4 protein-coding genes and 1 riboswitch are annotated in these 5,958 nt (G+C 63.7%); of the genes, 3 read left to right on the top strand and 1 reads right to left on the bottom strand.

Annotated elements, in window-relative coordinates; all coding sequences use genetic code 11:
- The first annotated feature begins 314 nt into the window (after positions 1-314).
- The 3 genes from nuoI to metH all read left to right on the top strand — a co-directional run bounded on the left by nuoI (position 315) and on the right by metH (position 4,930).
- Positions 315-794, top strand: a complete 480-nt coding sequence (nuoI, locus tag VLE48_10285; protein HSA93388.1) for an NADH-quinone oxidoreductase subunit NuoI — start codon at positions 315-317, stop codon at positions 792-794.
- A gap of 76 nt (positions 795-870) precedes the next feature.
- A riboswitch (SAM-I-IV-variant riboswitch) is annotated at positions 871-991 on the top strand.
- Between the two features lie 63 nt (positions 992-1,054).
- Complete coding sequence (locus VLE48_10280) at positions 1,055-1,408, top strand: four helix bundle protein (protein ID HSA93387.1); 354 nt, start codon at positions 1,055-1,057, stop codon at positions 1,406-1,408.
- A 60-nt stretch (positions 1,409-1,468) separates the two neighbouring features.
- Positions 1,469-4,930: a methionine synthase gene (metH, locus tag VLE48_10275; protein ID HSA93386.1), complete on the top strand. Its 3,462-nt coding sequence runs from the start codon at positions 1,469-1,471 to the stop codon at positions 4,928-4,930.
- Between the two features lie 38 nt (positions 4,931-4,968).
- Here the strand turns inward: metH and VLE48_10270 are convergent.
- On the bottom strand, positions 4,969-5,958 hold a 990-nt coding region (locus VLE48_10270), incomplete at its 5' end, for a hypothetical protein (GenBank protein ID HSA93385.1).

The following is a 5,958-nucleotide window of genomic DNA, read 5'->3' as shown; positions in this document are numbered from 1 at the left end:
ACCGCGAGCTCTGAACTGTGAACTGGGACCCCTACCTCAGGGGCTGAAGCGTGGGATTGCGGAAGCCTGGGGAGAAAATCGTCTTTCTGACTCTATAAATATAGAATAACAAGTTTGCAGGGGGAAAAGGCGCATTTTTCTCCAAAGTCTTTCCGCATACGCATGAACGAGTTAGCGAGAAGGTGGTGGTTTTGACACATTGACAGGAAAACAGTGGCTAGTGGTCAGTCCCCACGTCTGCGCCGAAAAGCATGGCGCAGACATGGGGCACCAGTTGTTCTGCGTTGGAGGAGCGGGCGGTTATACTGACAGGCATGGCGGTGATCAAGGACATTGCGGGGATCGCCAAGGGCATGTCGGTGACGCTCAAGGAGATGTTCCAGCCCACGGTGGTGGAGAACTACCCGGACGGCCCGGGGCCGCTGAAGGGGGCGGTGTTCCAGGAGCGTTACCGCGGGGTGCACGTCCTGCAGCGCGATGAAAACGGCCTGGAGAAGTGCGTGGCCTGTTTTCTGTGCGCGGCGGCGTGTCCTTCGAACTGCATCTACATCGAGGCGGCGGAAAATACCGCCGAGCGCCGCATCTCGGGCGCCGAGCGTTACGCCGCGGTGTACAACATCGATTACAACCGCTGCATCTTTTGCGGCTACTGCGTGGAGGCCTGCCCGACGGACGCCATCACCCACGGCCACGGCTTCGAGGTCGCCAGCTTCGACGCTTCCACGCTGGTCTATCGCAAGGAACAGATGCTGGCGCCCATGCCGGCGCTGGCGGAGAAAGCCGAGCCTTCCTAAGCGCACTTCGAGCCTCATTCTTTGCCGTTCGACGGCGGACGGCTTGCCGGGGCGCTGCGCCGGGTGTTAACTTCTTGAACAGCATCAGGGAGCGATCCGCCACGGCGGGTCCGGCAACCTGGCCCGAGACTGCCAAGGTGCCTGGAGCGCAGACAGCGCTCGATGTGCGGAGGGAACTCCGAAAGAAAGGTCTCGAGAGTAGCCGCCCTGATGTGTGGGCGGCATTTGTTTTGGGAACTACGAACTGTGAACTGCGAACTATGAGCGAGAATCCTGAAGCACTGAGGCAGCGAACCAAAGCCTTTGCGCTGCGAATCATCCGGCTGGTTCGCAGCCTGCCGAAGACGGATGAAGCGCGCGTGATCGGACGGCAGTTACTGCGCTCCGGCACTTCGATTGGGGCGAACCATCGGTCGGCGGGACGCGGGCGCTCGCGGGCAGAGTTCATGGCAAAGCTGGGTGTCGTGCTCGAAGAAGCGGATGAGACTGTGTACTGGCTGGAGCTTCTGGCGGAAAGCGGTATCGTCCCAGCCAAGAGAATGGGGAACATTACGCGGGAGGCCAACGAGCTGGTGCGAATCTTCTCCGCTTCCCGGCGAACGCTGCGGCAGTAAGGTACCTGTAGGCGTGCGGTTTGCTTGTAAGTTCACAGTTCGCAGTTCACAGATGATTTGATGGCTGATTTTCTCCAAACCGTACGCGAGCGCGTGGTGATTTATGACGGGGCCATGGGCACGCAGATCCAGGAGCGGGCGCTCACTGCCGACGATTTCCAGGGCAAGGAGGGCTGTAACGAGCTGCTGGTGCTGAGCCGCCCGGACGTCATCCGGGACATCCACGCGGCGTATTTCACCGCCGGAGCCGACGTGGTCGAAACCGACACGTTCGGGGCGACGCGCATCGTGCTGGCGGAGTACCAACTGGAGGACAAGACACGGGAGATCAACCGCGCGGCGGCGCAAATTGCGAAAGAAGTAGCCCGGGACTTCTCCGCCAACGGGAAGCCGCGGTTCGTGGCGGGGTCGATGGGGCCGACCACGAAGCTGCCGTCGCTGGGACACATCGGCTTTGACGAGATGGCGGCTGGCTACACCGAGCAGGCTCTGGGGCTGATCGAGGGCGGGGTGGACGTGCTGCTGATCGAGACCTCGCAGGACCTGTTGCAGGCCAAGGCTGCGCTGGCGGGCGTGTTCGACGCCATGCGTGACGCAGGGAAACGCCTGCCCGTTACGGTGCAGGTGACGCTGGAAGCGACGGGCACGATGCTGCTGGGGACGGAGATCGGAGCGGCACTCACGGCGCTGGAGCCCTTTGACGCGGACGTGATCGGGATGAACTGCGCCACCGGGCCGCGCGAGATGAACGACGCGGTGCGCTACCTGTGCCACAACTCCACGCGGCAGGTTTCCGTGCTGCCCAATGCCGGCCTGCCGCAGAACGTGGGCGGGAAAGCCGTATATTCGCTCACGCCGGAAGAGCTGGCGGAGTTCCACACGCTGTTCGTCAAGGAATACGGTGTGCGCATCGTCGGTGGTTGCTGCGGGACCACGCCGCGGCACATCAAGGCGGTGGCGGAGGCGGTGGCGAACCTGGAGCCGGCGAAGCGTGAGGTGCGCGCGGTGGCGGCGGCCTCGAGCGCGTACGCGTCGGTCCCGCTGGATCTGGAGCCCAAGCCGCTGATCGTGGCCGAGGAGATGAATACCACCACGCGGGTGGAGAAGTTCCGCAACCTGGTCCGCGGCGGGCAATACGACGAGATTCTGGCACTGGCGAAGAAGCTGGTAGCCGAGGGTTCGCACATGCTCGACCTGTGCTGCGCCATCGTGGGCGAGGACGAGAAGGGCTACATGACGCAGGTGCTGGAGAAGATCGCCACGCGGGTGCCGGCGCCGGTGCTCGTAGACTCGACCGAGGCCGAAGTGGTCGAGCAGGCGCTGAAACGCATTCCCGGGAAGGCGCTCATCAACTCCATCAACCTGGAGGACGGTGAAAAGCGGACTTCGCGGGTGCTGCCCATGGCCAAGCGCTATGGCGCGGCGGTGATCGCGCTGACCATCGACGAGGAGGGCATGGCGCTGACGGCGGAGAAGAAGACCGCCATCGCGCGGCGCATCTTCGAGCTGGCGACAGGGAAGTACGGCATCCGGCCGGTGGACCTGGTGTTCGACGCGCTGACGCTGCCTATTTCCACCGGACAAGAGGAGTACCGGACCGCGGGGCGGGAGACGCTGGAGGCGGTGCGGCGCATCAAGCACGAGCTGCCGGAGGTGACCACCATCCTGGGCGTGAGCAACATTTCGTTCGGGCTGGATGTGTACGCGCGGCGGGTGCTGAACAGCGTGTTCATGCACGAGGCGGTGAACCACGGCCTGGATATCGCCATCGTGAACTACCCGAAAATCTATCCGTTGTACAAGATCCCCGAAGCAGAAGTTGAGCTTGCCAGGAAGCTGATTCATTACGACACGTCGGCCGGGGATCCGCTGGCCAATTACCTGGCCCACTTCGCGAAGAGCGACAAAAAGCTGGAAGCCGCAGCCGTGGATGTGGTGCACCTGGCGGTGGAAGACCGGCTGAAGCACTGCATCATCAATGGCGAGAAGGCAATCGGGGAGGGGGCGGCGCGGCAGGCGCTGGAGCAGGTGCTGGAGGAGGCGCTGGTCAGCTACACGCCGCTGGACCTGATCAACAACGTCCTGCTGGATGCCATGCGCACCGTGGGCGACCTGTTCGGCGCACGCAAGATGCAACTGCCTTCGGTGCTGGATTCGGCTTCGGTGATGAAGCAGGCGGTGGCGTATCTGGAGCCGAAGATGGAGCGCGCGGCCGGCTCGCAAAAGGGAACCATCGTGCTGGCCACGGTGAAGGGCGATGTCCACGACATCGGCAAGAACCTGGTGGACATCATCCTGACGAACAACGGCTACCGAGTGGTGAACCTGGGAATCAAGCAGCCGGCGGACTCGATCATCGCGGCGGCCCTCGAGCACCGGGCGGACGCCATCGGCCTGAGCGGGCTGCTGGTGAAATCCACGGTGGAGATGAAGTACGTGCTGGAAGACCTGGAGCGGCAGAAGCTGGCCTTTCCGGTGATCTGCGGGGGAGCGGCGCTGACCCGCAAGTACGTGGAGGACGATCTGCGCCGCGAGTACTCGAACGGCGTGTTCTACGGCGAGGATGCCTTCGGCGGACTGCGCCTGATGGACGACCTCACGGCCAGCGAGGATTTACGCCAGGCGCGTCTTTCTGAGGGGCGCACTCGCAAGGAGTTGGCGCGCGCCACGGCAGCCGTTGCCGAAGCGCCGGCGGAACGCTCGCGCGTAGTGCGCACCGACGTCGAGATACCTAAGGCGGAGTTCTATGGCGTGCGGGTAAAGAAGGACTTCGAGCTCACCGAAGTCTTCCGCTATATCAACGAGACCGCGTTGTTCAAGAACCAGTGGCAGCTCAAGACCGCGTCCGCGTCCGACTATCAGGAGCTGGTGAAGGCCAGGTTCCGGCCTATCCTGGAAGGGCTGAAGCAGGAAGTGACGGCCGCGGGCTGGTTCGAGCCCAAGGCGGTGTATGGCTGGTTCCCGTGCCAGAGCAGCGGGAATGACGTGATCCTGTACCAGCCGGAGGATGGCAGTCGCCGGGAACTGCTGCGCTTCACGTTTCCGCGTCAGAAAGAAGGCCGTCGGCTCTCGATCGCCGACTTTTTTGCCGCCGAAGATTCCGGCCGGATGGACGTGGTCGGCGTGTCGGTTGTCACCATGGGCGCGCGGGCGTCAGAAGAATCGCATCGGCTGTTCGAACACGGCGAGTACACCCGCTATCTCTACCTGCACGGGCTGAGCGTGGAGACGGCCGAGGCGCTGGCGGAACTGCTGCACAAGCAGATGCGGGCAGAACTGGGCATCGGGAAAGACGACGCCGAGCGCATCACGGACCTGTTTCACCAGAAGTATCGTGGCTCGCGCTACTCGTTCGGCTATCCGGCGTGTCCAAACCTGGAGGACCAGACCAAGATCTTCGAACTGCTCGACCCAGAGCACACGATCGGCGTGCGGTTGACGTCGGGGTTCCAACTCGAACCGGAGCAAAGCACTTCGGCCATCGTGGTGCACCATCCCGACGCGAAGTACTTCGTGGTGTGATGGAGGTTGGCTCGCGCCGTAGTTGTACCAGCGACGGCTTATTTCTTTTCTGCGAAATCCACAACCACGGTGTCTTTCAGCCCGCCGTTGGCGTCGTCCATCCTCACTGTGCGGTGCGACTGCTTGCCAGCGGCGTCGGCAGTTGAAATCTGCAAGGATTGTCCCGTGGTGTGCAGGCTTCCGGGATTGGCCGGATCGCTCTGGGCCACGCTCTCAACCACTCGTTGCGAGCCGTCGGGCTGGGTGGTGGTGACGGTCATGGCGCGCTGGGTGAGGGGTGGACGGCTGCCTTCGGCCACGTTGGCGCCGCTGTTCGCGCGGGAAAACGTCTCCTGCACGGTGCGCTCGTCGCCAAACGCGTCTTTCGACGTGCGGGTCACGGTGCGTTCGTGCAGAGACTCGCGATCGTTGAGGTCGCGCCGGAAAACGCGCTCGTCCGACAGCTTGCCGCCTTCGCCGGTTTCCTCCATGGTCTGCTTTCGCACCTCATAGGTTCCCCAGCGTCCGCCGGCGTCGGGGCGGGAGTGGGTGGCGGTCACCTCGGTGATGCCGCCCTCCTTGCGCTCCACCTGGTGGACGCGCTCGACGGCCGAGAAGGCGCCGTTCACGTCGGGCATCAAGACCGTTTTCTTCACTTCGCGCGTGTCCGGGCCCGTCTCCGTGGATACCTCCACGGTCCGCTCGACCGCTTGCAGGCGGCCGTTCACGTCAGGGCGGGAGGTGCTGCGGGTGGTCCGCTCCACACCGCCGGGCAGGGTGCGCGTCTCCGCCTCGCTGCTGCGGAGCAGAGAGCGGCTGCCGTCGGGGTTGCGGCCATACTCCTTCACCACCACGCGCGTGGTCTGCGCATCCACCTGAATGGTCTCTTCCTCGCGTTCGAGCAGAGGCCGGTAGCGGCCCTCGATGTCCGGTGACTCGATGACCTGCGTGCGGGTCTTGCCGTCCTGGCTGCGCGTCTCGGTGACACGGCTGGGGGATTCGGTTCCGGTGGAGTCGCGGCGTTGCGTGGTCCTGCGCGAGAATTCGTC

This window comes from Terriglobales bacterium (genome assembly GCA_035454605.1).
In the GTDB taxonomy this organism is placed as follows: Bacteria; Acidobacteriota; Terriglobia; order Terriglobales; family Acidobacteriaceae; genus DATMAB01.
This window is presented reverse-complemented; position numbering and strand designations above follow the sequence as displayed.